This window comes from Hominifimenecus sp. rT4P-3 (genome assembly GCF_051055405.1).
GTDB lineage: Bacteria > Bacillota > Clostridia > Lachnospirales > Lachnospiraceae > Pseudolachnospira.
Map to the genome: position 1 here is coordinate 1962705 of NZ_CP167068.1, position 23222 is coordinate 1985926.

At 47.8% G+C, this 23222-nt stretch carries 20 protein-coding genes; 3 read left to right on the plus strand and 17 right to left on the minus strand.

Features of this window, described 5'->3' with window-relative positions; all coding sequences use genetic code 11:
• Nucleotides 1-3 precede the first annotated feature (3 nt).
• The 9 genes from ACCC71_RS09165 to ACCC71_RS09205 form a co-directional block, all read right to left on the minus strand.
• Nucleotides 4-1161 (minus strand): FtsW/RodA/SpoVE family cell cycle protein, encoded by a 1158-nt coding sequence (locus tag ACCC71_RS09165; protein ID WP_434309324.1) that lies wholly within the window; start codon nucleotides 1159-1161, stop codon nucleotides 4-6.
• 20 nt (nucleotides 1162-1181) lie between these two features.
• Entirely contained in the window at nucleotides 1182-2534 is a 1353-nt protein-coding gene (gene murD / locus ACCC71_RS09170) for a UDP-N-acetylmuramoyl-L-alanine--D-glutamate ligase (protein WP_434309325.1), read from the minus strand.
• 18 nt (nucleotides 2535-2552) lie between these two features.
• Nucleotides 2553-3506: a phospho-N-acetylmuramoyl-pentapeptide-transferase gene (mraY, locus tag ACCC71_RS09175; protein ID WP_434309326.1), complete on the minus strand. Its 954-nt coding sequence runs from the start codon at nucleotides 3504-3506 to the stop codon at nucleotides 2553-2555.
• Nucleotides 3503-5215 (minus strand): peptidoglycan D,D-transpeptidase FtsI family protein, encoded by a 1713-nt coding sequence (locus tag ACCC71_RS09180; RefSeq protein ID WP_434311835.1) that lies wholly within the window; start codon nucleotides 5213-5215, stop codon nucleotides 3503-3505. The genes mraY and ACCC71_RS09180 overlap by 4 nt, the downstream gene beginning before the upstream one ends.
• 88 nt (nucleotides 5216-5303) lie before the next feature.
• Nucleotides 5304-7469, minus strand: coding sequence for a penicillin-binding transpeptidase domain-containing protein (locus ACCC71_RS09185; RefSeq protein ID WP_434309327.1), 2166 nt, complete (start codon nucleotides 7467-7469; stop codon nucleotides 5304-5306).
• Nucleotides 7435-7923 (minus strand): cell division protein FtsL, encoded by a 489-nt coding sequence (locus tag ACCC71_RS09190; protein WP_434309328.1) that lies wholly within the window; start codon nucleotides 7921-7923, stop codon nucleotides 7435-7437. Before ACCC71_RS09190 ends, ACCC71_RS09185 begins: the two co-directional genes overlap by 35 nt.
• Before the next feature lie 102 nt (nucleotides 7924-8025).
• On the minus strand, nucleotides 8026-8973 hold the full coding sequence (gene rsmH, locus ACCC71_RS09195) for a 16S rRNA (cytosine(1402)-N(4))-methyltransferase RsmH (RefSeq protein WP_434309329.1): 948 nt from the start codon (nucleotides 8971-8973) through the stop codon (nucleotides 8026-8028).
• A gap of 1 nt (nucleotide 8974) precedes the next feature.
• Entirely contained in the window at nucleotides 8975-9400 is a 426-nt protein-coding gene (gene mraZ / locus ACCC71_RS09200) for a division/cell wall cluster transcriptional repressor MraZ (RefSeq protein WP_434309330.1), read from the minus strand.
• A 223-nt stretch (nucleotides 9401-9623) separates the two neighbouring features.
• Nucleotides 9624-9770 carry a Spo0E family sporulation regulatory protein-aspartic acid phosphatase gene (locus ACCC71_RS09205; protein ID WP_434309331.1) on the minus strand — a complete coding sequence of 49 codons (147 nt, stop codon included), beginning with the start codon at nucleotides 9768-9770 and terminating at the stop codon, nucleotides 9624-9626.
• Between the two features lie 310 nt (nucleotides 9771-10080).
• On the opposite strand from ACCC71_RS09205, the gene ACCC71_RS09210 reads away from it, so the two are divergent.
• Complete coding sequence (locus ACCC71_RS09210) at nucleotides 10081-11295, plus strand: ATP-binding protein (protein ID WP_434309332.1); 1215 nt, start codon at nucleotides 10081-10083, stop codon at nucleotides 11293-11295.
• Here the strand turns inward: ACCC71_RS09210 and ACCC71_RS09215 are convergent.
• Nucleotides 11292-12206, minus strand: coding sequence for a Fic family protein (locus ACCC71_RS09215; protein WP_434309333.1), 915 nt, complete (start codon nucleotides 12204-12206; stop codon nucleotides 11292-11294). The genes ACCC71_RS09210 and ACCC71_RS09215 overlap by 4 nt on opposite strands.
• A gap of 433 nt (nucleotides 12207-12639) precedes the next feature.
• Here ACCC71_RS09215 and ychF point away from each other — a divergent pair, with 433 nt between their 5' ends.
• Both ychF and ACCC71_RS09225 read left to right on the plus strand, forming a co-directional pair.
• On the plus strand, nucleotides 12640-13737 hold the full coding sequence (gene ychF, locus ACCC71_RS09220) for a redox-regulated ATPase YchF (RefSeq protein WP_434309334.1): 1098 nt from the start codon (nucleotides 12640-12642) through the stop codon (nucleotides 13735-13737).
• Nucleotides 13738-13810: 73 nt separating this feature from the next.
• Nucleotides 13811-14167, plus strand: coding sequence for a DUF1292 domain-containing protein (locus ACCC71_RS09225; RefSeq protein WP_434309335.1), 357 nt, complete (start codon nucleotides 13811-13813; stop codon nucleotides 14165-14167).
• A gap of 116 nt (nucleotides 14168-14283) precedes the next feature.
• Here the strand turns inward: ACCC71_RS09225 and ACCC71_RS09230 are convergent, their stop codons facing one another.
• The 7 genes from ACCC71_RS09230 to ACCC71_RS09260 form a co-directional block, all read right to left on the minus strand.
• Nucleotides 14284-14748 carry a DUF3021 domain-containing protein gene (locus ACCC71_RS09230; protein WP_434309336.1) on the minus strand — a complete coding sequence of 155 codons (465 nt, stop codon included), beginning with the start codon at nucleotides 14746-14748 and terminating at the stop codon, nucleotides 14284-14286.
• 11 nt (nucleotides 14749-14759) lie between these two features.
• The gene (locus ACCC71_RS09235; protein ID WP_434309337.1) at nucleotides 14760-15200 is read right to left on the minus strand and encodes a LytTR family DNA-binding domain-containing protein; all 441 of its coding nucleotides are present in this window, start codon (nucleotides 15198-15200) and stop codon (nucleotides 14760-14762) included.
• Nucleotides 15201-15383: 183 nt separating this feature from the next.
• A complete protein-coding gene (locus ACCC71_RS09240) occupies nucleotides 15384-16382 on the minus strand; it encodes a sensor histidine kinase (protein WP_434309338.1) in 999 nt (332 codons plus the stop codon).
• Complete coding sequence (locus ACCC71_RS09245; protein WP_434309339.1) at nucleotides 16382-17053, minus strand: response regulator transcription factor; 672 nt, start codon at nucleotides 17051-17053, stop codon at nucleotides 16382-16384. The genes ACCC71_RS09240 and ACCC71_RS09245 overlap by 1 nt, the downstream gene beginning before the upstream one ends.
• Before the next feature lie 63 nt (nucleotides 17054-17116).
• Entirely contained in the window at nucleotides 17117-19111 is a 1995-nt protein-coding gene (locus ACCC71_RS09250; RefSeq protein WP_434309340.1) for an FtsX-like permease family protein, read from the minus strand.
• Nucleotides 19101-19883, minus strand: a complete 783-nt coding sequence (locus ACCC71_RS09255) for an ABC transporter ATP-binding protein (protein WP_434309341.1) — start codon at nucleotides 19881-19883, stop codon at nucleotides 19101-19103. The genes ACCC71_RS09250 and ACCC71_RS09255 overlap by 11 nt, the downstream gene beginning before the upstream one ends.
• Before the next feature lie 1012 nt (nucleotides 19884-20895).
• A complete protein-coding gene (locus tag ACCC71_RS09260; RefSeq protein WP_434309342.1) occupies nucleotides 20896-23217 on the minus strand; it encodes a transglutaminaseTgpA domain-containing protein in 2322 nt (773 codons plus the stop codon).
• Nucleotides 23218-23222 lie beyond the last annotated feature (5 nt).

Sequence of the window (23222 nt, forward strand, 5' to 3'; positions counted from 1 at the left end):
TCTTTACAGTGTTTCCAGCGTAATCTGATTGGAAACCCCCAGGACAAGCCCCATTTCCGCCATCAAAAAGAGCAGCGATGTACCTCCATAACTGATAAAAGGAAGCGTGATACCCGTATTGGGAATAGAGTTTGTTACCACCGCAATATTCAGAATCACCTGAATCGCAATATGTCCCATGGCTCCCGTTACAATCAAAGCGCCTAAAAGATCCGGCGCATTGTTTGCAATGATCAAAAACCGGTGCAGCATAAACAGGAACAAGAGCATCAGGCAGGCCGCGCCAAAGAGTCCCAGTTCTTCACAGATAATAGAAAAAATCATATCATTCTGGGCTTCCGGCACAAACCCCAGTTTCTGTATACTGTTCCCCAGCCCTTTGCCAAAAAGGCCGCCGGAACCAATGGCATACAGTCCCTGGAGTACCTGAAAGCCCCCTTCCGATGCAAATGCCTCCGGATTTTGCCAGACATGGATTCGGTCTAGCTGATAGGATTGGAGAACGCCCGCTTTCACAAGCTGTTCTCCCAAAGGAATTGCAAGAAATGCCAGGGCAAGAAAACCGCCGACAAAAATGGCAAAGCGCAGGGTCTTCTTGCTGGCCACAAAATACATCACAAAAACAATGCCAAAGATAATGATACCGGAACTCAGGTTATTCATCAATACCAATAATCCCGGCGGAATCGCCAGACCAAACACCACGGCCGCGACCCGCCAATTGTCGATCTGCGACACCAACCGTACAATTACACAGGCCGTGACCAAAATCAATGCGATCTTTACAAACTCCGTGGGCTGGAAAGAAATACTATCTGAGATACCGAGCCACCTCTTCTTTCCGTTAACTTCCCGCCCCAGAGGCGTAAAGTTAACCAACACCATCATAATCACAGAGGCAAGATAGGCAAATACCACAAATTTCGTCCAAAAATGGTAGTCAATTTTGGAAATAAAAATCATAACGGCAAAGCTGCCTAGAAGGATCATGGCTTGCCGCCTCAAATAATAGGTACTGTCTCCCAATTTTAGCTGCGCCGTGTAATAACTGGTACTGTAAATCATAATCAGACCAAAGCACGACAAAAAGATGATTACAAACAGCAGGCTGTAATCATAAAAGCTTTTTTTCTTTTTGTTTGCCTGTTTTTCTTTTTCCATGGCGCTCCTTTACTTTTCCTCTACAGAGCCCGGACCAGCTCCTTAAACATACGCCCGCGGACCTCATAGTTCGGGAACATTCCCCAACTGGCACAGGCCGGCGATAGAAGTACCGCGTCCCCAGGTTCCGCGCTTTTTGCCGCTAATTTTACCGCTTCCTCCAGGCTTTCCACATAAGAAATTTGGGGAATATGATACTTTTCTGCTGTCTTCCCAATTTTCTCCGCCGTCGCTCCCAGCAAAATCAAGTGCTTCGTTTTGGGCAGCGCCGCCTGAATCCAATCGTCATACTCGGAGCCTTTATCATATCCGCCGCCGATTAAAACAGTCGGGCGCACCATCGCTTTGATCGCCTGAATCGCTGCGTCCGTGTTGGTTCCCTTGGAATCATTGTAATACCTGACTCCATTTTTTTCCTCTACAAACTCGATCCGATGCTCCACTGCCTGAAATTCCCGGAGACTCTTTTGGATGGACTCCATCGGTATTCCAAGACTAACGGCAATCAAAACAGCCGCCATTACATTTTCATAGTTATGCACGCCAAGGAGATTTAAATCATGGATATTGCAGACAAAAATTTTTTTTCCATCCAATCGCAAGAAAATATCTTCCCCCGAAAGATAAGCGCCTTCGGAAAGTTCTCGTTTACTGCTGAAAAACCGCACCTTAGGCGCGACCTGTTCCGCAAAAGTCCGCAGGCGCGCATCCTCATAATTCAAAATGCAAAAATCATCCGCCGTCTGATTCTTCGTCACGCTCTCCTTCACCACCGCATAATTCTCCATGGTCTTATGACGATTTAAATGATCCGGCGTAATGTTTAAAATAGCGCTGACCTGCGGATGAAACTGATCAATGGTTTCCAGCTGAAAGCTGCTGACCTCCGCCACCGTAATACTGTTTTCCGAGGTTTGGGCCGCCTCCTTTGTATAAGCGTTGCCGATGTTTCCCACCACGAAAACCGAGGATTGCCAATCCGCGCAAATTTTTCCCGTTAAAGCAGTGGTCGTCGTTTTTCCATTGGTCCCAGTGATCGCTGCCAGACGCCCCTTTGCCACATGGTAAGCCAGTTCGATCTCGCTCCAAATCAAAATGCCTGCGGCCTGAATCTGCCGCACAAACGGCGCGTCCATAGGAATTCCTGGACTGATGACGCAGAGCTCTGCCTCCGCCAATACCGCGCCTGTCAGTTCCCCTAAAACCAATGTAAAATCTCTCGGATTTCCCAGTTCTTCCCGAATCGGTCCCTCCGACAGTTCCGTATTTCCATCATACAAAATCACCCGCACGCCCTCTTCTATCAAAAGGCGGCATGCGTTTTTTCCACTGATACCGGCTCCCGCCACCAAAACTGATTTTTCTATCTTCATCTCGTTATCCTCCGTCCATCAAACGCCCAGATATGCAATCAGGCAAAGTATCGTCGTCACGATGGAAAATACCGCGACCACCCTCGTTTCCGACCATCCGCCCAGTTCAAAATGGTGGTGAATCGGAGCCATACGGAAAAACCGTTTTCCATGGGTCTTCTTGAAATAAGTCACCTGAATCATAACCGAAATCACCTCGGCCAGATAGATAAATCCAACAATCAGAATCAAAAGAGGCTGCTGCAGCATCAACGCCGTAGCGGCTACAAAACCGCCCAACGCCAAGGACCCGGTATCCCCCATAAACACTTTCGCCGGATAAACATTAAAGAGCAGGAATCCAAGGAGCGCTCCCGCCACAGCCGCCGTTATAGGGGCAATGCCGCTCGCCTCTCCCATCGCCACCACGGTAAAAAAGGTAGCGACCAAAATGGTCACGCTGGTACACAGCCCGTCCAGCCCATCGGTAAAGTTCACTCCGTTGTCCGTTCCCAACACAGCGATAAAAAGCATCGGAACATACAGCCATCCCATATCCCAATCCATGCCAAGGAATGGGATATGGATGACGGTTCCAAGACCGGAGTATTTTATCATATAGACACAAAAGATACCGGTGATCACCAGCTGCCCCAAAAGCTTCTGTACCGGATTCAGTCCTTCCGACCGCTTCATCACAATTTTTATGTAGTCGTCCAGAAATCCCACAATACCGAATCCGACCGTCAAAAACAGAATCGGTACGATGCGGGGATACTTTCCCACAAAAACCAGGGACGTCACGATCACACTGGCCAGGAAAGCCAAGCCTCCCATCGTCGGCGTCCCGGCTTTCTTCAGATGGGCCTGCGGGCCGTCGTCCCGGACCTGCTGGCCAAATTTCAACTTCTTTAGAAATGGAATCAGCACGGGACAAAGCACGGCGCTAACTCCAAAAGCGATCAGGACTGCTGCAATCACATCTCTGTTCATTCTTCCACTCCAAGCGTATTATTTCGGCTAATATCCAGATATGGCAAAATATTGGCAAAAATATCTGCCATTACAGGCGCGGCTACCGTACCTCCGTAATAAATCCCCTCCGGCTCATCGATCGCAATCAGACCGATAACCTGTGGATTTTCTGCTGGGGCAAATCCCAGAAAGGAGGAAATATATTTCCCCGAACGCCGGGGAAGTTTCTCCGAGGTGGCCGTCTTTCCGCCGATGGTATATCCTTCCAAATAAGCCTTTTTTCCAGTTCCCTCTGAGACGACCTTCTCCAACATATAGCGGAGCGTTTCACTGGTCTCCTCTGAGATTATAGACTCTTCTGTCTCATATGTAAAGGTTTTCCTGAGTTCTCCGTCATTTCCCACCACCTTCACGCCAAAATGCGGCGTCACCCGGTGGCCGCCATTTACCAAGGAGGCTGCGGTAGTAACCAATTGGAGAGGCGTGATCTGAAAGGACTGGCCAAAAGACACGGTCGCCAATTCCACCTCGCCCATATTTTCTTTCTGGTGCATAATAGTTCCCGCTTCGCCCGGAAGGTCTACCCCTGTCTTTTTCTTGAGTCCAAACTGCTCAAAATAGGAGTAATACCGGTCGACCCCAAGGCGCAGTCCCACGTCGATAAATACTGGATTGCAGGAATTCATAGCGCCTTGCAGGAAATTTTCCGCCCCGTGGCCCTGCACCTTATGGCAGCGGATTCTTCGATCCTCCACCACCCGGTAGCCCGGACAAAAAAAGCTGTCATTCAAACTGACTACATTCTCTTCCAGAGCCGCCGCCATGGTAATAATTTTAAAGGTGGAACCAGGTTCATAGGTGTCGTTGATGCAGGCGTTTCTCCACATCTTGTTCAGCAGGTTTTGTTTTTCCTCCGCCGATACAGATTCCGTCAACTCATAATTCAGAGTAAAGGGATCGTTCAGATTGAATTCCGGCACATTTACCATAGCCAGAATCTCTCCGTTCTGGGGATTCATCAAGATCACGGAAACCTGTTTTGCATTTTTTTCCTCCATGACCTTCTTTGCCACTTGTTCCGCATATTGCTGAATATTGACGTCCAGACTTAGAACCAGATTATTTCCGGGGATGGGCTCCACTCGCTCTTCCGCCATTCCATCCAGTTCCACTCCCTTTGCATCCGTCATAGTTAAGATCTGACCGTCCAAGCCTTTCAGCTCTTCCTCGTAGATAACCTCCAACCCAATGATTCCCTGATTATCGCTTCCGGTAAATCCCAGGACCTTAGAGGCCAAAGTATCGTATGGATAATATCTTTTATAATCCTCGTCTACTTTCACGCCATTCAGATTGCATGCACGAATGGCGTCGCCAGTGGTTTTGTCCACGTTCGTTTTAATGATTTCTCTGGCCGAGTACTTTTCTACTGCCTTTCGTACCTTGTCCTCATCCACAGAAAGCTGCTCCGATAACACACGGACGACCTCATCCGGATCCGATATCTGATTGTGTATCACCGACACGGTGCAAACCGTCCGGTTCGTCGCTAAAACCTGCCCGTTCGCATCATAAATCGTCCCTCGGGCCGCTTTAATGTCTCTCTCCCGCTGATGAAGCTCTTCCGCCATAACGCCATAATGCTCTGAGCGAAAAATCATGAGATACCCTAAGCGTCCGATTAGACCCAGAACCCCTAGAGCACAGATCAGAAACGCCCAGAGCATCTTCCGTTTGTGAACCACACGGTTTCGTATCATACGCTTCTCCTTTTATCCCGTCTATTCATGATATGAAGGACAAGCGCTAATTATTCTATTGGGCTTCCTGCGGTTCTCCTTCCGGGGACGCCGCGCCCTCTGCCTCCGGATCAGGTTGCCCCTCTCCGCCGCTATTTCCCGCATCTTCCGGCGAAGTTTCTTCGGAAGATGCCGGCGTTTCCGTCGGATCGTCCAGAATGCCATCCTGCGGTACCTGTTCATCATGGCTGGCGCTGGCCGAAGCCGGAATTGTATTTCCCTGTGCATCGGTCTCCGGATCTGTCGGTTCCGCCGGCTCCGTGCTTGCCGGGGTGGTCTCCGGGATATATTCGGACGACATGCTGATGCTAAGATACGGCAAAATAGCTTCCATCACTTTTTTTTCGATGCCGATCGCCAGTTTCGCACTGACATTCGTCTCTTCGCCTTCTTCCAACTTCAATTTTTCCGGATTGTCCACGATCACATAGACCACTACCTCCGGATGTTCCACCGGCGCAAAACCCATAAAGGAAACCAGATACTTTTTCTCTTCACGAGGCTGTTTCTGCGCTGTTCCGGTCTTTCCGCCCACATCATATCCCTCGATCTGAGCCGCCTTTCCGGTTCCATCCAGGACGGTTTTCCAGAGTGCATTACGGATAAACTCCGAGCTGGATTCGCTGACCGTCTCCCTCATTAAGACCGGCTCCACGTCCCGAACCAAATCTCCCTGGGGGCTTAATATCTGCTTCACCATATGGGGCATGTAATAGGAACCGCCGTTGATAACAGAACAGAAAGCCGCCCCCATCTGCACCATCGTAGCATTGTAATTTTGTCCAAAGGAGTTCGTCGCCAGATCCACGACTCCCATATTCTGCGGCTGATAAATGAGCCCCGGCGATTCGCCGGGCAGATCGATTCCCGTTTGCTTTCCAAAGCCAAATTGGCTGAGATATTTACAAAACACATCGCTTCCCAGGATCTGTCCAATCGCCATCATCGCGTCATTACAGGAATACATCAAAGATTCCTCTAAATTCACTCTCCCGTGGGTCGCATTACACCGTACCGGCGCTTCATAGGAGCCGCTGCCGAACACTTCCACGCCGTCGCAGATATACTCGCTCTCTTTTGCGATCAAGTTCTCCTCAAGCCCCGCCGACACCGTAAAGGGTTTTGCCGTAGAGCCTGGTTCGTAGGCGTCCTGAACCGCGAAGTTTTTCCAAATTTGAGCCAATGCGTCGCTTTTCGCCTTATCGTCCATGGCGGCGATTGCCGCCTCGTCATAGTAAGCGGATAAATCGCCAGGATGATTGAGATCATAGGGAGTGCTGGTGGCCATGGCCAAGATCTCCCCATTGTTGGGATTCATGACCAGTACGCCGACATTCTCCGCTTTGTACTCGGTCAAAAATTCCGCGATATACTTCTCCGCCGCCGATTGGATCGTATAATCGATTGTAGTCACGATCGTATTTCCGTCGATGGCTTCCTTGGTGATTCGCTCCAAATCACCGTCGTTATTCATATAGCCATAGGTACGGCCGTTGGTTCCAATCAGTTCTTCGTTGTAGTACTGCTCGATTCCCCAGTTTCCACGGCTGCTGTCGCTGGAAGAAAAGCCCAAAACAGCGCTGGCCAATGTATTGTAAGGATAAATCCTCTTATATTCGGATTCGAACCATACGCCTGTCACCTTTGGCGTTTTTTTCTTCTTTGCGTTTTTATTAAATTCCTCTTCGTAGGTGGTGAATTTCGCTTTGTCGTCCATGCTCAGCTGCCTGGCATAACGAACATAGGATTTCTCCGCCTTCTCCTCCAGCAGCGCGGAAAGCTCGTTTCTATCGTAGCCAAAACATTGAACCAGCGCGTCCAATGTGGTCTCTGTATTTTTTCGTTCGTCGGCCAGAATCACCTTCGGATCTAAAATCAGGTTGTAGACTTGCTCACTGTCTGCAAGAACCGTGTGATTCCGGTCCATAATCGTTCCCCGCTTAAAGGGAAGCACCGTACTGTTATAATTTTGCTGCTTCAAAACCGTCTTGCTATACTCTTCTCCGGTCTTTCCGGAAATAGAAAGTAAAACCAAGCTAAGGGAAAGCAAAGCCACTGCTACCACAACAAAGGTAAACAGCAGCTTTGCCTGCATGTATTTCCGAAATATTTTCCAGCGATTCCTCTTGCTTCTTGCCTTTCTCTCATCAATGGGTCGGGATGTCTTCATATTGACGTACATACTCGCTTTCTGATTTATCATAGTAGATGACCTGATTATCGGAGGCATACGTCATGCCCAATTCCTCGGTCGCCACCTTGAATATGTAATCCAAATCTACATATGCATTGATCCTGTTTTCTGTCGCGCTATTGTTGGTTTTCAGAGTGGACAGTTGGCTCTCCAGCCTTCCGATGCTGGTCTGATGTGCCGTAATGCTGGACTGTACCTTCAAATAGCTGACGCAGATCATCACCACGGCTACCGTAGCCGCCGCCAGCATCAGCAAATAGGGAACGCTGATCTGAAGCGCTTTCTCCCGATTACGCCGCAGGGCGGAATTGCTCAGCCGCTCTCTTTCCTGTTGTCTTTTTTTCCTCTCTATGTATTCTTCCCGGCGAACCGTATTCCCCTCGACTACAAGCCGGGGACGCGGCGCCGCATTTCTCGTATTGCTTTTCCTCACATTTGCCATAAAAACCTCCTTGCCTTTCCGAATTGCTCTTGGAAAGGACTTTTTGCGGTTTCCCGCTTACCCTCCTTTATTCATACGGGCAACAGCCGCCTGAACAACTTCTTATTTTTCTTCTATCATCTTTTCAAATACCCGCAGCTTTGCGCTCTTCGCTCTCGGATTTTCCCTCATTTCCTGTTCGGTAGGAAGAATCGGTTTTCTCGTCACCACATGTCCCTTGCTCTTTCGCCCGCAAACACAGACCGGAAAATTCTTCGGACAGATACACGGGTCTTCCGCCGTACGGAATCTACCTTTCACAATGCGGTCTTCCAAAGAATGAAAGGTAATGATGCAAAGCCTTCCGCCTGGATTCAGACAGTCAATCATCGTATCGACAACTTCATCTAACACGGTAAGCTCCCGATTTAACTCAATTCGAATCGCCTGAAATGTTCTTTTGGCAGGATGCCCGCCTGTTTTTTGTATTTTCTTAGGGATCGCCTGCTCGATCACGCGGACCAACTGTCCAGTCGTCTCGATAGGCTCTTTTTCTCTTTCTTTGCAGATATGCCTTGCAATGTTCCTCGCAAACTTGTCCTCGCCGTAATCCCGAATCATTCGGTACAGCTCTTCTTCGTTGTACTCATTGACAATATCTCGCGCCGTCCTCGCTTCCTCCTGGTCCATCCGCATGTCCAAAGGAGCGTCCGCCATATAGGAGAATCCCCGCTCTGCCGTATCCAGTTGATAGGAGGATACCCCCAAATCCAAAAGAATACCGTCTACGCCAGAGATCTGAAGGCTGTTTAAGACGTCCCGAATATTTCCGTAATTATCTTTTACAATCGTTACTTTCTCATGGTAAGGCTTCAGGCGTTCTCCAGCGGCCTGTATTGCTGCCGCATCCCGGTCTATACCGATCAGGCGCCCCTTCGAGCCCAGCCTCTCTGCGATGTGGAAAGAATGTCCGCCGCCGCCTAACGTGCCATCCACATAGACGCCGTCTGGACGAATGGCCAGGTTCTCCAGCGATGGCTCCAGCAAGACAGAAACATGACGAAACTCCATATTAAATTCCCAATCCTTCCATATTCGCTGCTATTTCATCCATATCGTCGTAAGTGTTGGCTTCGGCCCAGTTATTCTTATCCCAAATTTCTACCCGATCTCCTACGCCGGCCAGAACCACATCTTTTTCCAGGCCAGCGGCAGCACGCAGATTTGCAGGAATCAGAATTCTACCCTGCTTGTCCACTTCGCACAAGGTAGCGCCAGCGAGGAAGTATCGGGCAAACCGACGCCCCTTCTGGTTACTGACCGGAATTGCCTGAAGCTTCTCCTCGAAGTGTTTCCATTCTTCATTGGTGTATGCAAAAAGACAGCCATCCAATCCTTTGGTCACAACAAAGGTATCCCCCAGCTCGTCCCGAAACCGGGAGGGGATAATCAGACGCCCTTTTGCGTCAATCGTATGGCTGTATTCACCCATGAACATGAAAACTCACCTCTTTTCCACCACTTCATGCTACTTTCTACCACTTTCCACCACTTGGTATCTATTCTAAACAACTTTTCGCTAAATAGCAACCCCTTTTTTTAAATCTATCCCTCTTTTTTCTTGTGGAAAAATATGGTAATTCAGGCGATAACCTTAGGAAATTCGTGCATAAAAATAAGCCCTGATGTCGTAACATCAAGGGCTTGTAGACACGGAGCTGCTATTCCTCCATATATAGAGCAATGAGATGATCCAGCTCCACACTCAGCCGGTATAGGTCGTCCGCGCTGCCATCGCGGTCTATCGCTTCGCTGAGTTCCTTTCTCTTATCTTCGATTTTTTTTCTCAGTTCTTCTCTTCGGTACATAAAATTCTCCCGTCGTTTCTTGTCTATTCTTTTGCCGCTTGGATTTATTGTACCCAAATTTCGTGGAAAATGCAAACAAAAGCAGGAGAAAAGCGTCGGGTAGTTTCGACAAAATTCGCATCATTGTTGCATTTGGGGGCGGATATCGACATTTACAGGATCACCTCCTGCATCTTCAAGGTTTATCTGAAACCGCTTGTCGAATTTTGCGTTTTATCAGTTATAACTTATAAATCCTCAATTTCTCCATTGAGTTTCACTTGTAAACATGATATACTATGGTCAGCCACGGGAAAGGGGGCTGAAATTTATGATTAAACGCGAATTGTATATGAGCCGTATCCGTCCGTTCATCGGATCGGAACTTATAAAGGTTATGACCGGTATTCGCCGCTGCGGAAAGTCGGTCATGTTGGAACTGATCAAGCAAGAACTCACAGAGTCCGGTGTCAGCCCGACACAGTTTATCTCCATCAACTTTGAAGATATGAGCTATTCCCATCTGCAAACCGCTCAGGCGCTGCACGACGAGATCACCAAGAGAGCCACAGCGATGGAAGGCAAAGTCTATCTGTTCTTTGATGAAATACAAGAAGTCAAAGACTGGGAGAAGTGCATCAACTCTTTCCGCGTTTCGCTGGACTGTGACATCTACATCACCGGTTCGAATGCAAAGCTGCTGTCCGGTGAGCTTGCAACCTACTTGGGCGGACGGTATGTGGAGTTTGTAATCTACCCGTTCTCATTTGGAGAGTTCATGGAGTTGTACCGTTCTATTGCCCCCAATGAGTCAATCCAGAAGTGTTTCCAAAAGTATCTGCTTGCCGGAGGTATGCCTTACCTCGCAAACCTTCGTTATGCAGACGCTCCATCCAGGCAATATCTTCATGATTTATTCAACTCCGTCCAGCTCAAGGACATTGTGAAACGGAATAAAATTCGGGATGTTGACTTACTGGAACGAATTATTGCCTATGTGATTGCCAATGTAGGTATGACCTTCTCCGCAACCTCTCTTGCAAAGTTTCTTAAAAGCGAGCAGCGCACCGTTGCCCCGGAAACGATACTGAACTATATCAAATACTGCTGCGAGGCTTACCTGTTCTATCAGGTGAAGCGGGAAGATTTGCAGGGCAAACAGATTCTTGCCTCCAACGAGAAGTATTATATTGCCGATCACGGCATCCGTGAGGCTGTTTTCGGTGGCAATATGCGGGACATCAATCTCATCTTAGAGAATATCGTCTATCTGGAATTACTGCGCCGGGGCTACAAAGTCACCGTTGGCAGAACGGGCGATAAGGAAATTGATTTTGTATGCGACAAGCGCGGCGAAAAACTGTATGTCCAGGTCACTTATCTGCTGGCGTCGGAGGAAACGGTCAACCGTGAGTTTGGCGCGTATGATACTATCCGCGACAATTTCCCGAAGTATGTTGTTTCTCTCGATGAGTTCGATATGAGCCGAAATGGTATCAAGCACCGAAATATCCGCGATTTCCTTTTGATGGAGGAATGGAACTAAATACGACTCATTGTACCGTTTAATACATTAAAGTATTCATCCAGTCGTCTATCCACATATTCACCGATCAGTTCAATCATTGCATCGGCGTTGCCGTCACGGTAATAAGCGTCAAAAGCATCGTAATAACGCTTACGATCGGTGAATTTTACGTTGATAGCGGGATAACCGTTGCGAATCAAATCAAGATTGAGTATCAGTCTGCCGGTTCTGCCGTTGCCGTCAATAAAGGGATGTATACCCTCAAATTCAAGATGAAAGCGTGCAATGCGTTCGATGATGTGCATTGTCTGCTCCCGTTCTTTATTTACCGCAAGCAGTTCCGTCATTTTCGGCTCGATCAAATAGGGCTGGACAGGCTCGGTATAAGCGCCCATAATACGCACGGGGATAGCGCGGTACACGCCTTTATCCTGCGGTCTGTTTATCAGAACGAGGGAATGGATATTTTTAATAACGCTCTCAGTTAGGTCGATTCCCTTGGTGGCAATATCCTGCACATACATAAAAGCATCACGGTGTCCCACGGCTTCAAGGTGATCCTTCATCGGTTTTTGGTCAATGGTCATACCCTCTAAAACCATTGCGGTTTCCTTTAGTGTAAGGGTGTTGCCTTCGATAGCGTTGGAGTTATAGGTAAACTCCACCATAAATTCTTCACGAAGGCGCTCCACTTCGCCCTCGGTCAGAGGACGCATCTTTTGAAGCTGTTCCTTTTTGCCGTCAATGACGGTCAGGAGCGCAGCACGATTGGTACGCCCGTCAACAGGCTTTTCAGCGTTCGCTGGAATCATATACAACTTACCACGACGTACCATACCGGGGATCTTACCTTCCGTACACAGGACACGAACACGTCGAGGGGAAATGCCCCATTTTGCTGCCGCTTCTGCCACTTTTATATAATCCATAATGAGTTTCCTCCGTTAAAATCTTATGTCGAATACCATTATACCACTTTTAAGGAACAATAGTAACGAGTTTTTGTAAATTCTTTCCGAAATATTATTCCCCAAATATCGTTTCGGTATGAATTGAACTTTTTTAGTTAATTACTTGCTTTTTAAAACGCCGCTATTTATATTACAGACATACTGCAAGGTCTATTATAAAGGAATTAGTGACAGGCTTAAATCCAGTAGGGATATATGAACTGGAATTTATTTAGGCATTCAAAAAGGCTGAGAGTTTTTTCACGCAACAGCTTGAGAAAAAGGACGTTATATGCTATATTTATGCGTGGTAGTGTGTTCTTTTTTGCAAGTGTGGAAATGGTGTAACAGCCGAGCCGTCGAACGCTGAAAGCCTTGCAAATCAAGAAAAATCAAAGGAGAATGAGTATATATGAAATTGGGAATCGTCGGTCTGCCCAACGTTGGAAAAAGTACGTTATTCAATTCCTTGACCAAAGCTGGCGCCGAATCCGCTAATTATCCGTTTTGCACCATCGACCCTAATGTCGGTATCGTCACCGTTCCAGACTTCCGTCTTGGACTTTTGGCCAATATGTATCAGTCCCGGAAAGTCACCCCAGCCGTCATCGAATTTGTCGATATCGCCGGCCTGGTGAAAGGAGCCAGCAAGGGGGAAGGATTGGGAAATCAGTTTCTCTCTAATATCCGGGAGGTAGACGCGATCGTCCATGTGGTACGCTGCTTTGAGGACACCAATGTCGTCCACGTAGACGGCAGCGTAGACCCCATCCGGGATATCGAGACCATCAATCTGGAACTGATTTTTTCCGATCTAGAAATTTTAGAGCGCCGTATCGCGAAAACAGCCAAGGTTGCGCGAAACGACAAGGCTGCCGCGGCGGAACTAGAGACCCTGAACAAAGTCAAAGAATGGCTGGAAGCAGAAAAGCCCGCGAAGACCCTCGTCCCGGCAGATGATGAGGAAGCCGCACGGATCGCATCCTTCAATCTTTTGACGGCCAAGCCTGTAATCTATGCGGCCAATGTAAATGAAGACGATCTGGCGGATGACGGCTCATCCAATCCTTTTGTGCAGAAGGTTCGTGCCTTTGCCGCCGGGGAAGACAGCGAGGTCTTCGTGATCTGCGCGAAGATTGAGGAAGAAATCTCCGAACTGGAGGAAGATGAAAAGAAGATGTTCCTGGAAGATCTGGGACTGACCGAATCCGGCTTGGAAAAGCTGATCACTGCCAGCTATCATCTGTTAGGGCTGATCAGTTATCTCACTGCCGGGGAGCAGGAAACCAGAGCGTGGACCATCAAAAAAGGCACAAAGGCTCCCCAGGCCGCCGGAAAAATCCATTCCGACTTTGAGCGTGGCTTTATCCGCGCCGAAGTGGTCAATTATCAGGCTCTTCTGGATGCAGGTTCTTATGCAGCCGCAAAGGAAAAGGGCGTGGTCGGTTTGGAAGGAAAGGAATATGTGGTTCAGGACGGCGATGTGATTTTGTTCCGCTTTAACGTCTAAAATCCGGATACACATAGGACAAGCTCCGTTGGAAATAATAAGAAGAAATTTACTCAGAAAGGAAATAAAATCTATGTTGGAAAATGGACAAGACTGCGATTGCAGCTGCTGCGACGGCGGCTGCTGCCCGGATGGAGAAGATCTGGTGATGACCCTGGAGCTGGACGATGGAACCCAATTAGTCTGCTCGGTTTTGACGATCTTTCCTGTGGATGGCAAACAGTACATCGCTCTGCTGCCGGACGGGGAAGACGAGGAGGACGGGGATGTATTCTTCTATCGCTATTCGGAAACCCCGGACGGTCAGCCGGTGCTTGGCTGCATCGAAGGAGACGACGAGTACGAAGCCGTCATCGACCGGTTTGATGAGATTTTAGATGAAGAGGAATACGACGAACTAGTTCCGGCCAGCGAGGGAGAGTTCGAGTAAAAACCAACAAGCAGGCAACAGCCGACGGATATGCAAATGATCCGACGGCTGTTTTTCATTTCGGTGGAGTATCCGAGACCGTATGGTCCTAACATCCACTCATCCAAAAATTCCTCTTACTCATCATTTTTCACTTTATACAAATTCGCGTTCATTTTTTTGACCATCTGCTTGCCCCAAACAAATTGCAAAATCCAGATCATGACAAAAATCAAAACAAAAATCCCAAAATAGCTCAAAAATCCCGCCATACTATGTTCCATCCAGTACGTAAAATAAGCCACCGGCATCATGATTACGGAAACAATGCCAAAATAAATCCCGGTCTGCTTCACAATACTCCAGCTTTCGATTTCCCATATCACAGAACTTGCCCCAAAACCCGCGCCCAGCAGCCCAGAAAGGAGCGCCTGGAAAAGAACCGCATAGATTTCATTTCCCATGACGGAGATAAGTTCCGGCACACAAGGCGAGTAATATCCATCTGCCCATACAAGAGAAATCAATATCGTAATGCAATATCCGATGGTTATTCCAAGCGGGAACCCTAAAATACCACGTAGAATCAGTTTCTTTTTCATCTTCTTCCCCCTTATATTCCTAATAGCTTTTTTATCTTTGAAACATACCGCCTGGAAACATACGTCGTGGTTCCATTGGACAATTTGACGCAAATGGTACCCGTAAAACTCAAGTCAAAATTGCAGACTTGTTTTAAGTTGATAATCTCCGAATTTGAAATGCGAATAAACTGCTCCGGATTCAACCGTTCCTCTACCTCATACAATCGAAGGCGCAGCGTATATTCTCCTCGGTTCGTAACAGCGAAAACCTTTCCCGCCCCCGCATAAATCCGAATCAATTCCGCTTGCTCCAATACTTCTATTTTCTCGTCTTTACTGCCAGAAATAATTTGCGGAGTACATTCTGATATCCGTTTTACGATATTGTTCACATCGTCCGTCACGGCATTCGTCAGTATCAATACTTTCGGTTCCGTGTAGGAACTGTCGATTTTTATCTCGACTTGCATGAGATTCCCCCCTTCCCGATATCATCATAGAGTTCCGGTACCAAACGCTCTCCGGCGAAAACCTGTTTGCCACCGGAATCATTATAGAAAAAAAATCGACCGACTTCCATCCATTTTCCGTAGTCGGTCGATTTCAAAGGATAAGTGGTTAAAATCCAATCCGTTCCTGCCCGTTGAAGGTATTCAAAGCTGAAAAATCAACCGAATACCAAAGCCCTGACCAGTAATGGAAATCGGCTCCAATTCCACTTTGACACACAGCTTCTTTGCATACTGTTTCACCAGATACAGCCCCATGCCCGTAGCTTTTTGGCGGTCTGGGTGGCTTCCCGTAAAGCCTTTGTCAAAAAGAAAGGGCGCGTCTTCCGGCGGCACGCCTCGCCCATTATCACGAATCGCGAGAAACACCGTATCGCCTTCCTGCCAGGCGGCTGCCGATACTTTGGCATCCTTAGCGTCCGCATATTTTATGGCATTTCCAAGGAGCTGGGAAATCAGGAAAATCAGCACTCTTTTGTCTGACACGACCGTCAGGGGCGTCAAATCCAGACAAAGGGCAATCTGTTTTTCCTCTGCGAAGGCCCGATATTCTGCCATCGCCTCCTCGACACACAAATCCAGGCGAACCGCGGCATATTTCTCATCGGCATGTTTGATCTGAAGACGGGCATAATACAAAATCCGCTCTACATTTTCATTTATCTGATGCTGCACATAATTCATCCTACCATAGACATAGGGCGTCATCTCCTCTTTATGGTTTTCCAGAACTAAGGTAGAAAGAGATAGAGGCGTTTTCATTTCATGCACCCAAGCCTCTATATACTCCCGGTAAGACGCAAGCTCTATGGTTTTCTCATTGATCTGATCTTGTTGTTCCGTCATTCTGGAAAACAAGCGTTCAATCTCTTCACTCCACGCTTCCCCTGCAGCCTGTATCAAAGCCTCTTTGCCTGCTCTCTCCGGCATCTCCAGAAAATGTTCCAGCGCCTCCGCGATCTTCTTTCGCCTGCGTTGTTCCAGAAAAATTCCTATCGCGGTAATGAACACGGTAAAAAGAATGAGAAACAAGCTAATGCTCATCAAAGCATCCGGACGTAATATCCACACTAAAAAAATGAACGCCAAATCTGTCACTAAAAACAGCGTCAACCAGTGATTTCTTCGCATTCTCCCGGCCATCACTCGTCCACCTCCAACAGATACCCTTTCCCACGGACGGTTTTTACCGCCTGAACCAATCCGATCTCCGCTAGATCTTTGCGCAGTCTGGTCATATTGACCTGTAAAATATTTTCATCCACAAATATGTCCGTCCCCCAAACCTCCATAAAAATTTCCTCTTTGGAGACAAGCTGCGGATGCTGCTGCATGAGAAGCCGTAAAATTTTCCCCTCTGTCTCCGGTAAAATCCGCTCAGTATTTTGCCATATCAGCTGATAAGTGCTGGTGTCCAAAGAAAGCGATCCTGCCTGGATGACATGCTTTACTTTACCATAGGTCTGCAATAATCGTTCTGCCCTGGCGATCAGCCTGGCAGGATGGCAGGGTTTTGTCAAAAAATCATCCGCACCGAGGCCAAGAGCAGTCAATTCGTCGGAAAGCGTATCTCTTGCCGTCAGGATTAAAATGGGAAAGGATGCCCTCGCTTTCAGCCATTTACATAATTCATACCCGGATTTTCCGGGAAGATTCACATCCAAAACCACCAGATCCGGATGGCTATCCAGCACTTCCCTCTCCACCGCGGCAAAGGAAGAGATACCCGAAGTCTGGTATCCCTTTCTTTGAAAAGTCTGTATCATCTCTTCGCAGAGATAAGCATCATCTTCTACAATCATGATCCGTGTCATATGCCGCCTCCACTTATAAACGTTGCCCTTGTCAATTGAAAGTATCCATGCTTCATGATGCAATTAAGGAAGTTCTCGTATCTCACGGCATGCCATTCGTTTTACCACCCAGATATAGATCACTTCCATCAACACAAAAGCAAGCAGTGCGCCTCCGGCCAACAGGCTAACCGTACCAACCGACGTACCAACCGGCAGCCTTGTAACGCTTGAAAATAGCGAGACGACGGCAGCGACGCTGTTTATGATGGAAACCCCAAGGGCCAGCGAGAAAAACGTCTGTATCTGCTTTTTAACCGAAGAACAGGCTTCCGCTTTTCCCGCGCCAAGCGCGAAAAGCGTATGATAACGGCTTTTATTCTGCCGCTGCCCAATCAGGTATTTTAGGCCAATGACCGTATTCGCAATCAGAAAAAACAGAATGCCAAGATAGATCGTCAGATAGCTGGCTCCAACCGAATAGAAAAGATTCCGCCCGATTCCCGTCAGATAACTGTCGTATTCAAAGCCTGCATCCGCCAACTTTTGATCCACTTCCTGAATTGCCTGCATCAACCCATATTCTTCGATAAACTCGTCCGCCAGGTGAACATTCTGGCAATACGGCCCGCTCTCCCGCGCAATTTCCCCATAGAGCGTATCCGGCACAATCAGAGCCATATAAAGCGTAATCGAACGATCCGCCACAATATTATCGTAAAAAAGTTCTGGACAGATCTCATACTCTTCCCCCCGTATTCCAATCGAAGCGCCCTTTTTCAAAGCCTGCTCCAAAATCTCATAAAACTTCACATAGTTTCGATCCTCCGAAGTGTAGAGAGCCACTTTCTTTTGATCTAGCTCTATTTCCGGCTCTCCCATAGCTTTTCTAATATTGTTATAGGAGCTTTCCGAAATCACATAATCCACATGGGCATTTTCCACCATGTTATCGCTTTCCGGAATCGACGCAAGCGTCTGTTTGAATGTTTTCAGATCAAAGTCGTCTTTTACCATGGACAAGTACATGGGATAAGAAACTTTTACCTTTTCCCGGATATCCTCCTGCTCCAAAAAGGCGGTGATTTTCTGGGGACTTCCAAAGATAGATAAATCCGTGGAATGGCCGTTCGCCGTGCGCCCCAGACCAATGGAAATCCCATAAGACGCACAAGAAAGCGCCATCAGCAAAAGTAAGGAGGCGATGGACAACGCTTTATACTGGCCAATTACCTGCTCCTGTACCTGCCTGCCGGTAAAGGTTTCCAGCCCCTTTGCCAATTCCTGTTTCCTGCAAATCCGTCTCCCCAACAGGCCTCCCAACCCCTTATAGAGGAAAAAGGTTCCGAGAATCCCCGACAGCAGCAACCCGAAAATAGTGGTGATTTCCAGTCTTTTTAGCTGAAAGATTCCAAGGTAATAGGCAATCAGCAGTAACAAAATTCCAGCAAAAAAGAAAAACCTGCTTTTCTTCTGAGATAATCGCACCTGCTTTTGGGCCGCGTTGGAGCGCAAAAGCTGGGCCGGCTCTTCTCTCCCCAGCGGAATACAGATCACCAGCATGGAACAGATCTGCACAATCACAAAGCCGCATACGGTCCAAAGGATAGCGTCAGACGAAACGGAAAAGCGATGGCCGATAATTCCAAGCCCAACCCATTTTGCCGTCGCCATGCTGATTCCCTCAGTCAATAAAAGGGCGGCGGGCAGGCCGATGCCAAGGGAAACCAAACTGTTCCAAAAGGTTTCACAAAAAAGGGTTATAAACAATCGGGAACGTTTCATGCCCAGCATCAAATATAGGCCAAATTCCCGGCGCCTGTTGTCCGTCTGGTATTTGCAGGCAAAATAAACAAGAAAAAACACAAAAAACAGCGATATCAGGTAAACAACCTGAAGCATCCTCAGCAACTTCTGAATCGCATCGCCTTCCATAGTCGCAAGAAAACGAATTACATCCTGGGTTTCTAGAGAAAGAAGCGTATAAAACGCAACAATCGCCACCACCAGCGAGCCAAAAAGCAGTCCGTTTCCCTTCCGGTTTTTGGCCGCGTTTCTCCGCACTTGTTTAAAGAACATTTGCGCTGCCTCCTCCCAACTGTGCCATCACAGCTACGATTCTTTCATAAAAAGCAGCCCGATTTTCTTTTTCCAAACTGCGGCGCAGCTCATGAAAGACAGAACCGTCCTGAATAAACAAAATACGGGAACAATAGCTTGCCGCATTGGCGTCGTGAGTAACCATCAAAATTGTTTTGTGTTGCTTTCGATTCACCTCCGCAAGCTTTTCCATCAAAATTTTTGAATTTTTACTGTCCAGAGACCCAGTGGGCTCGTCGGCCAGTACCACCTCCGGATTCGAAATCAACGCCCTTGCCGCCGCAACCCGCTGCTTTTGTCCGCCGGACATCTGCGCAGGAAACTTATCCAACACGTCCGCGATATCCAGCATAGAAGCCCATTTTAAAATATCGGCTTTCGCCGCCTTTGCTGTCACTCCGTGTAAGGCCATCGGCAGGCTGATGTTTTCTTCAGCAGTCAAATTGTCCAACAGTTCAAATTCCTGGAACAGGTAGCCAATCTCTTTTCCCCGGTAGTTGGCCAGTTTAGCCCCTCGAAAACCGGAAATATCCTGTCCCCGCAAAACCACTTTGCCGGAACTCGGCTTGATCATGGTAGCGATACAATTGAGAAGGGTTGTTTTTCCAGAACCGCTGGCCCCCATGATACCAAGAAATTCCCCTTCCAGCACCTCAAAGGAAATGCCCTTCAATGCCTCGGTTTTCGTACTCCCTTTGCCATATATTTTGGTAAGGCTTTCAATCTCCAAAATCCTGTCTGTAGTGTTCATAAAATCCTCCTATCCGTTCTTTGATTCGAATTATAATAAATCGGAATCAGAAACACCACTTACAGTTGCTGTAAGGTTCCCTTCAATTGAAAAAACGCTCCAATCCGTCCTTTTCATTTTAACACACTTCCCCAAGTGTGAAAACCACTCCTTTTCCAGCCGCACGCCCCCTTAATAAAGCGTTCTTCTGTCAGATTCCGATAGCAAGGGGCCTCACAGGAAAACATGTCGGAATATTTTGTATTTGCAGGAGCGCTAGAACTTCTTCGATTCCGAAAATTTGTATTACGAACAAAAATAAGACTGTTTGAGCGCAGCGAGTTTCTTATTTTTGTGAGTGCTCTTTACAAATTTATGGAATCCTAGAAGTACTTGCTCCGAAACTCTACAAAATATTCCGACATGTTTTCCTGTGAGGCCCCTGCTATCGGAATCTGACAAAATTCTAAGGCGGATATCGATTTCCATCGGTATCCGCCTTCTAAACTATCTCGTCCATTGGACCAATCCTCCTTTGTGATTGTCGACCTGAACCATATTCAGTTTTCCTCTCATTCCTCTTCCTTACCGCAATCGTTTCTGTTGCCTTCCTTCTGTCGGATGTCGTTCTTACATGCCTAGGATGCTCCGCTCGCACGTCCTCATCCTGCACCAATAAAACTACTTTCTCTCATCCGATTTTCCTTACGGTTAAGTACTCTTGGAAATCTATATAAAATGTACTTTCGTACACCTTGTTCCGCCTGATGCGGAACTTCGCTTTCTGTTTTAGGTGGTCCGTACCTCCTTTCGCCAGATTTCAAAAGTTCTTCGGAAATTCCCTTTCCTTGATGTCTTCTACTCTTCTCTTCTTTTGATAGTTTTAGTATACATGACGCCCTTTGTTTTGTCAATATATTTTTTAATATTTTTTTATTTTTTCCTCTATTCTATATTTGTTTGAATCTTTTTTGTTTTTATTTTTTCTTCCTTATAATTCGCATTCTCTTTTACCATTTCGCCCATTAAATCTCTATATTCTCTTTTTCCGGCATTCCCGCGCCTTCTGGTAAACAGCCAAAACCGCCAAATACTCTTCTTCACTGACCGGATGCGGACTAAAACGTACTTTCTTTACCAGCTGCGCAAAGTTCTCCCATGTTTTTCTATCAATTTCTATTATTTGCTCCGCCGCCTTTTGCCCAAAATCCGCTTTTAAGACAACACTTTGCTCCGCTGTTCCAAAAAGTAAACGTTCTGCTTCTTCCCCCAGAGCAAGTACCGCAAGGCGACGGTTCGGATCTTGGATCCGCTTCCAGCGGCGTTTCCTTTCAAAAGCCTTTTTCCCCACGATAACGCCGGCGGTCAGCAAGACCACCAAAACGATGCCAAAAATATACCAAAAAATCGGATGGAACGTTGGTTCCTGCTTTGCTTCCTCGCTCACAGGCTTGGTTTCTTCTTGGGAAAGAGAGGATGTCTCCATCTCCGCTTCATTTCCCGTTTCCATCGGAGATTCCGGCTGCGATTCTGCGGGGCTTTCCGCTTCCTCCGACTCTGACTCCAAAGGCACCTCTGTCTCATCGGGTTCCTGGCCTACTGGAAACAGATTTCCCTCATTCCAGTAAGGCGGCGTTGTCTCCACTGGATACCATGTCACGCCTTCCCGGTAAATTTCGGTCCACGCATGGGCGCTTCCATCGGTCACCCAAGCCGTCCAGGTTCCATCTCCATTATCCCGAAATTCTTCCGGGGACACCACGTACCCTTCCACATACCGGGCCGGAATATCCCAAAGCCGGAACAAAATCGTTGCCGCCGAGGCAAAATGAGTACAATACCCCTTTCTATTCTGAAACAAAAAATACTCGATAAAATCCTCCCCTTCCGGCAAGGGGCCCGGAGAAAGGGTATAATCCGCCTGATCCGCCAGATAATCCTGAATCTCTCCGATCAAAGCCGATAAGGACGCCCCCTCCTTTTTGCTTGCTTTCCATTGCTCCCAAACCTCAGCATTTGGCGTCTCCAGATAATGTTCCCGCACATATTCCGCATAGATGCGCTCTTCTTTTCGTTCCCGCGGGGCTGTATCCGCAAGGAAATAAAAATCCGAACTATAAGAATAATGCTCTCGCTCACTGGACCAACGGCGCAGATACTGATCGCTGACAAACCGACTGTCCTCCGGAATAGCAGCACCATAGGGGACATACAGATATTGATTGGCCGCGTCGTGGAGCTCTACGGTAATATCGGAAAACGCAGCGCCTGCACGTGCCAAAAAATCCACCGGAAATTCCCATACGTGCTCCGCCAAAAGGCCGCTTTCCCTCTCCAATAGACCAGCCGGCAAAGATTCCCAGGAATCGCCCTCATACTCGCTCCCCACGTATGCCTTCAAATAAAGGCTTTCGGATGGAAGCTGATTAACCGTTACAGACAAGGCAACGCTTCCTGACTCCATCCGGTCTCCCTGGCGGGACAAATCTCCACCATTCACACCGCCGGAGCGGGCGCTGTTTCCAAACAAGGCATCCCAGTCCGCCGCCTCCTCCAATCTCGCCCGAATCCACGTCTTCATCCCACTGCCGCCTTCCGCCAAAAACGGCTCGGCCTTCGGCAGCAGCGCGCCAATACAAATCCACAACGCAATCCCCATGGCCGCAGCAGAGAAAGCAGCCGCAGCGAAGGACGCTTTTCCCCAGTGCCACCGGCCAAACGCACCCTTTTGCCTCAATCCACGGCTTCCTCCTCCGGAACTCCACAGGAGCGTCAATGCAATATACCAAAGTAAGCTATAACCCTTCGGTACGACGCCGACGGTTAAAATGAAAAACAACTCCAAGCCCAGCAACGTATGAAGCACGGCAAGAGAACCCATTCGAATCAGAAAAAACGCACTCCAAAAAAGCAAGATCGCCGCCAGATACATCAAAAAAATCTGACTGCTTTCCGAAAGAAGCGCTTCCCTCGCACCAGAAGACAGTCTTGCCAATTCCGGCATTTCCGGTCCAGATTTCCACTGATGAAAATAGTCATTGAACAGTTCTACCCACTGAGTGGCGGCAACCCGCGCGCCCAGTGAAATTGGCTCCCACAAAAAATAAAACGCAACGCCGGTTCCGGCGATGCCAGAGATAGCAATCAGATACGTAGGCATCGACATCCGGCATAAAACCACGGCTAGGATGGCTGCGACAATCATCGTCCAGATAACCGGCGCCTCGGAAAAAGTCAGTTCCAGTTCTTCCGCCCCGAAAAAAAGGATGCCGGAAACAAGCCCTGCCAATAAGCCAATCTGACAGAGAATTTCGACTACAGAATATCCGATCCCTATGCGTTTCCTTTTCGTCATGTCAT

What these genes read in the sequence shown, in the direction of transcription:
- ACCC71_RS09185 (WP_434309327.1), bottom strand. Translation starts at nt 7,469, where the DNA reads ATGTACGTCAATATGAAGACATCCCGACCCATTGATGAGAGAAAGGCA.
- ACCC71_RS09255 (WP_434309341.1), bottom strand. Translation starts at nt 19,883, where the DNA reads ATGAACACTACAGACAGGATTTTGGAGATTGAAAGCCTTACCAAAATA.
- ACCC71_RS09205 (WP_434309331.1), bottom strand. Translation starts at nt 9,770, where the DNA reads ATGTACCGAAGAGAAGAACTGAGAAAAAAAATCGAAGATAAGAGAAAG.
- ACCC71_RS09260 (WP_434309342.1), bottom strand. Translation starts at nt 23,217, where the DNA reads ATGACGAAAAGGAAACGCATAGGGATCGGATATTCTGTAGTCGAAATT.
- ACCC71_RS09215 (WP_434309333.1), bottom strand. Translation starts at nt 12,206, where the DNA reads ATGGATTATATAAAAGTGGCAGAAGCGGCAGCAAAATGGGGCATTTCC.
- ACCC71_RS09245 (WP_434309339.1), bottom strand. Translation starts at nt 17,053, where the DNA reads ATGACACGGATCATGATTGTAGAAGATGATGCTTATCTCTGCGAAGAG.
- ACCC71_RS09250 (WP_434309340.1), bottom strand. Translation starts at nt 19,111, where the DNA reads ATGTTCTTTAAACAAGTGCGGAGAAACGCGGCCAAAAACCGGAAGGGA.
- ACCC71_RS09165 (WP_434309324.1), bottom strand. Translation starts at nt 1,161, where the DNA reads ATGGAAAAAGAAAAACAGGCAAACAAAAAGAAAAAAAGCTTTTATGAT.
- rsmH (WP_434309329.1), bottom strand. Translation starts at nt 8,973, where the DNA reads ATGGAGTTTCGTCATGTTTCTGTCTTGCTGGAGCCATCGCTGGAGAAC.
- ACCC71_RS09240 (WP_434309338.1), bottom strand. Translation starts at nt 16,382, where the DNA reads ATGGCCGGGAGAATGCGAAGAAATCACTGGTTGACGCTGTTTTTAGTG.
- mraY (WP_434309326.1), bottom strand. Translation starts at nt 3,506, where the DNA reads ATGAACAGAGATGTGATTGCAGCAGTCCTGATCGCTTTTGGAGTTAGC.
- ACCC71_RS09190 (WP_434309328.1), bottom strand. Translation starts at nt 7,923, where the DNA reads ATGGCAAATGTGAGGAAAAGCAATACGAGAAATGCGGCGCCGCGTCCC.
- murD (WP_434309325.1), bottom strand. Translation starts at nt 2,534, where the DNA reads ATGAAGATAGAAAAATCAGTTTTGGTGGCGGGAGCCGGTATCAGTGGA.
- ACCC71_RS09180 (WP_434311835.1), bottom strand. Translation starts at nt 5,215, where the DNA reads ATGCTCTGGGCGTTTCTGATCTGTGCTCTAGGGGTTCTGGGTCTAATC.
- ACCC71_RS09225 (WP_434309335.1), top strand. Translation starts at nt 13,811, where the DNA reads ATGTTGGAAAATGGACAAGACTGCGATTGCAGCTGCTGCGACGGCGGC.
- ACCC71_RS09230 (WP_434309336.1), bottom strand. Translation starts at nt 14,748, where the DNA reads ATGAAAAAGAAACTGATTCTACGTGGTATTTTAGGGTTCCCGCTTGGA.
- ACCC71_RS09235 (WP_434309337.1), bottom strand. Translation starts at nt 15,200, where the DNA reads ATGCAAGTCGAGATAAAAATCGACAGTTCCTACACGGAACCGAAAGTA.
- mraZ (WP_434309330.1), bottom strand. Translation starts at nt 9,400, where the DNA reads ATGTTCATGGGTGAATACAGCCATACGATTGACGCAAAAGGGCGTCTG.
- ACCC71_RS09210 (WP_434309332.1), top strand. Translation starts at nt 10,081, where the DNA reads ATGATTAAACGCGAATTGTATATGAGCCGTATCCGTCCGTTCATCGGA.
- ychF (WP_434309334.1), top strand. Translation starts at nt 12,640, where the DNA reads ATGAAATTGGGAATCGTCGGTCTGCCCAACGTTGGAAAAAGTACGTTA.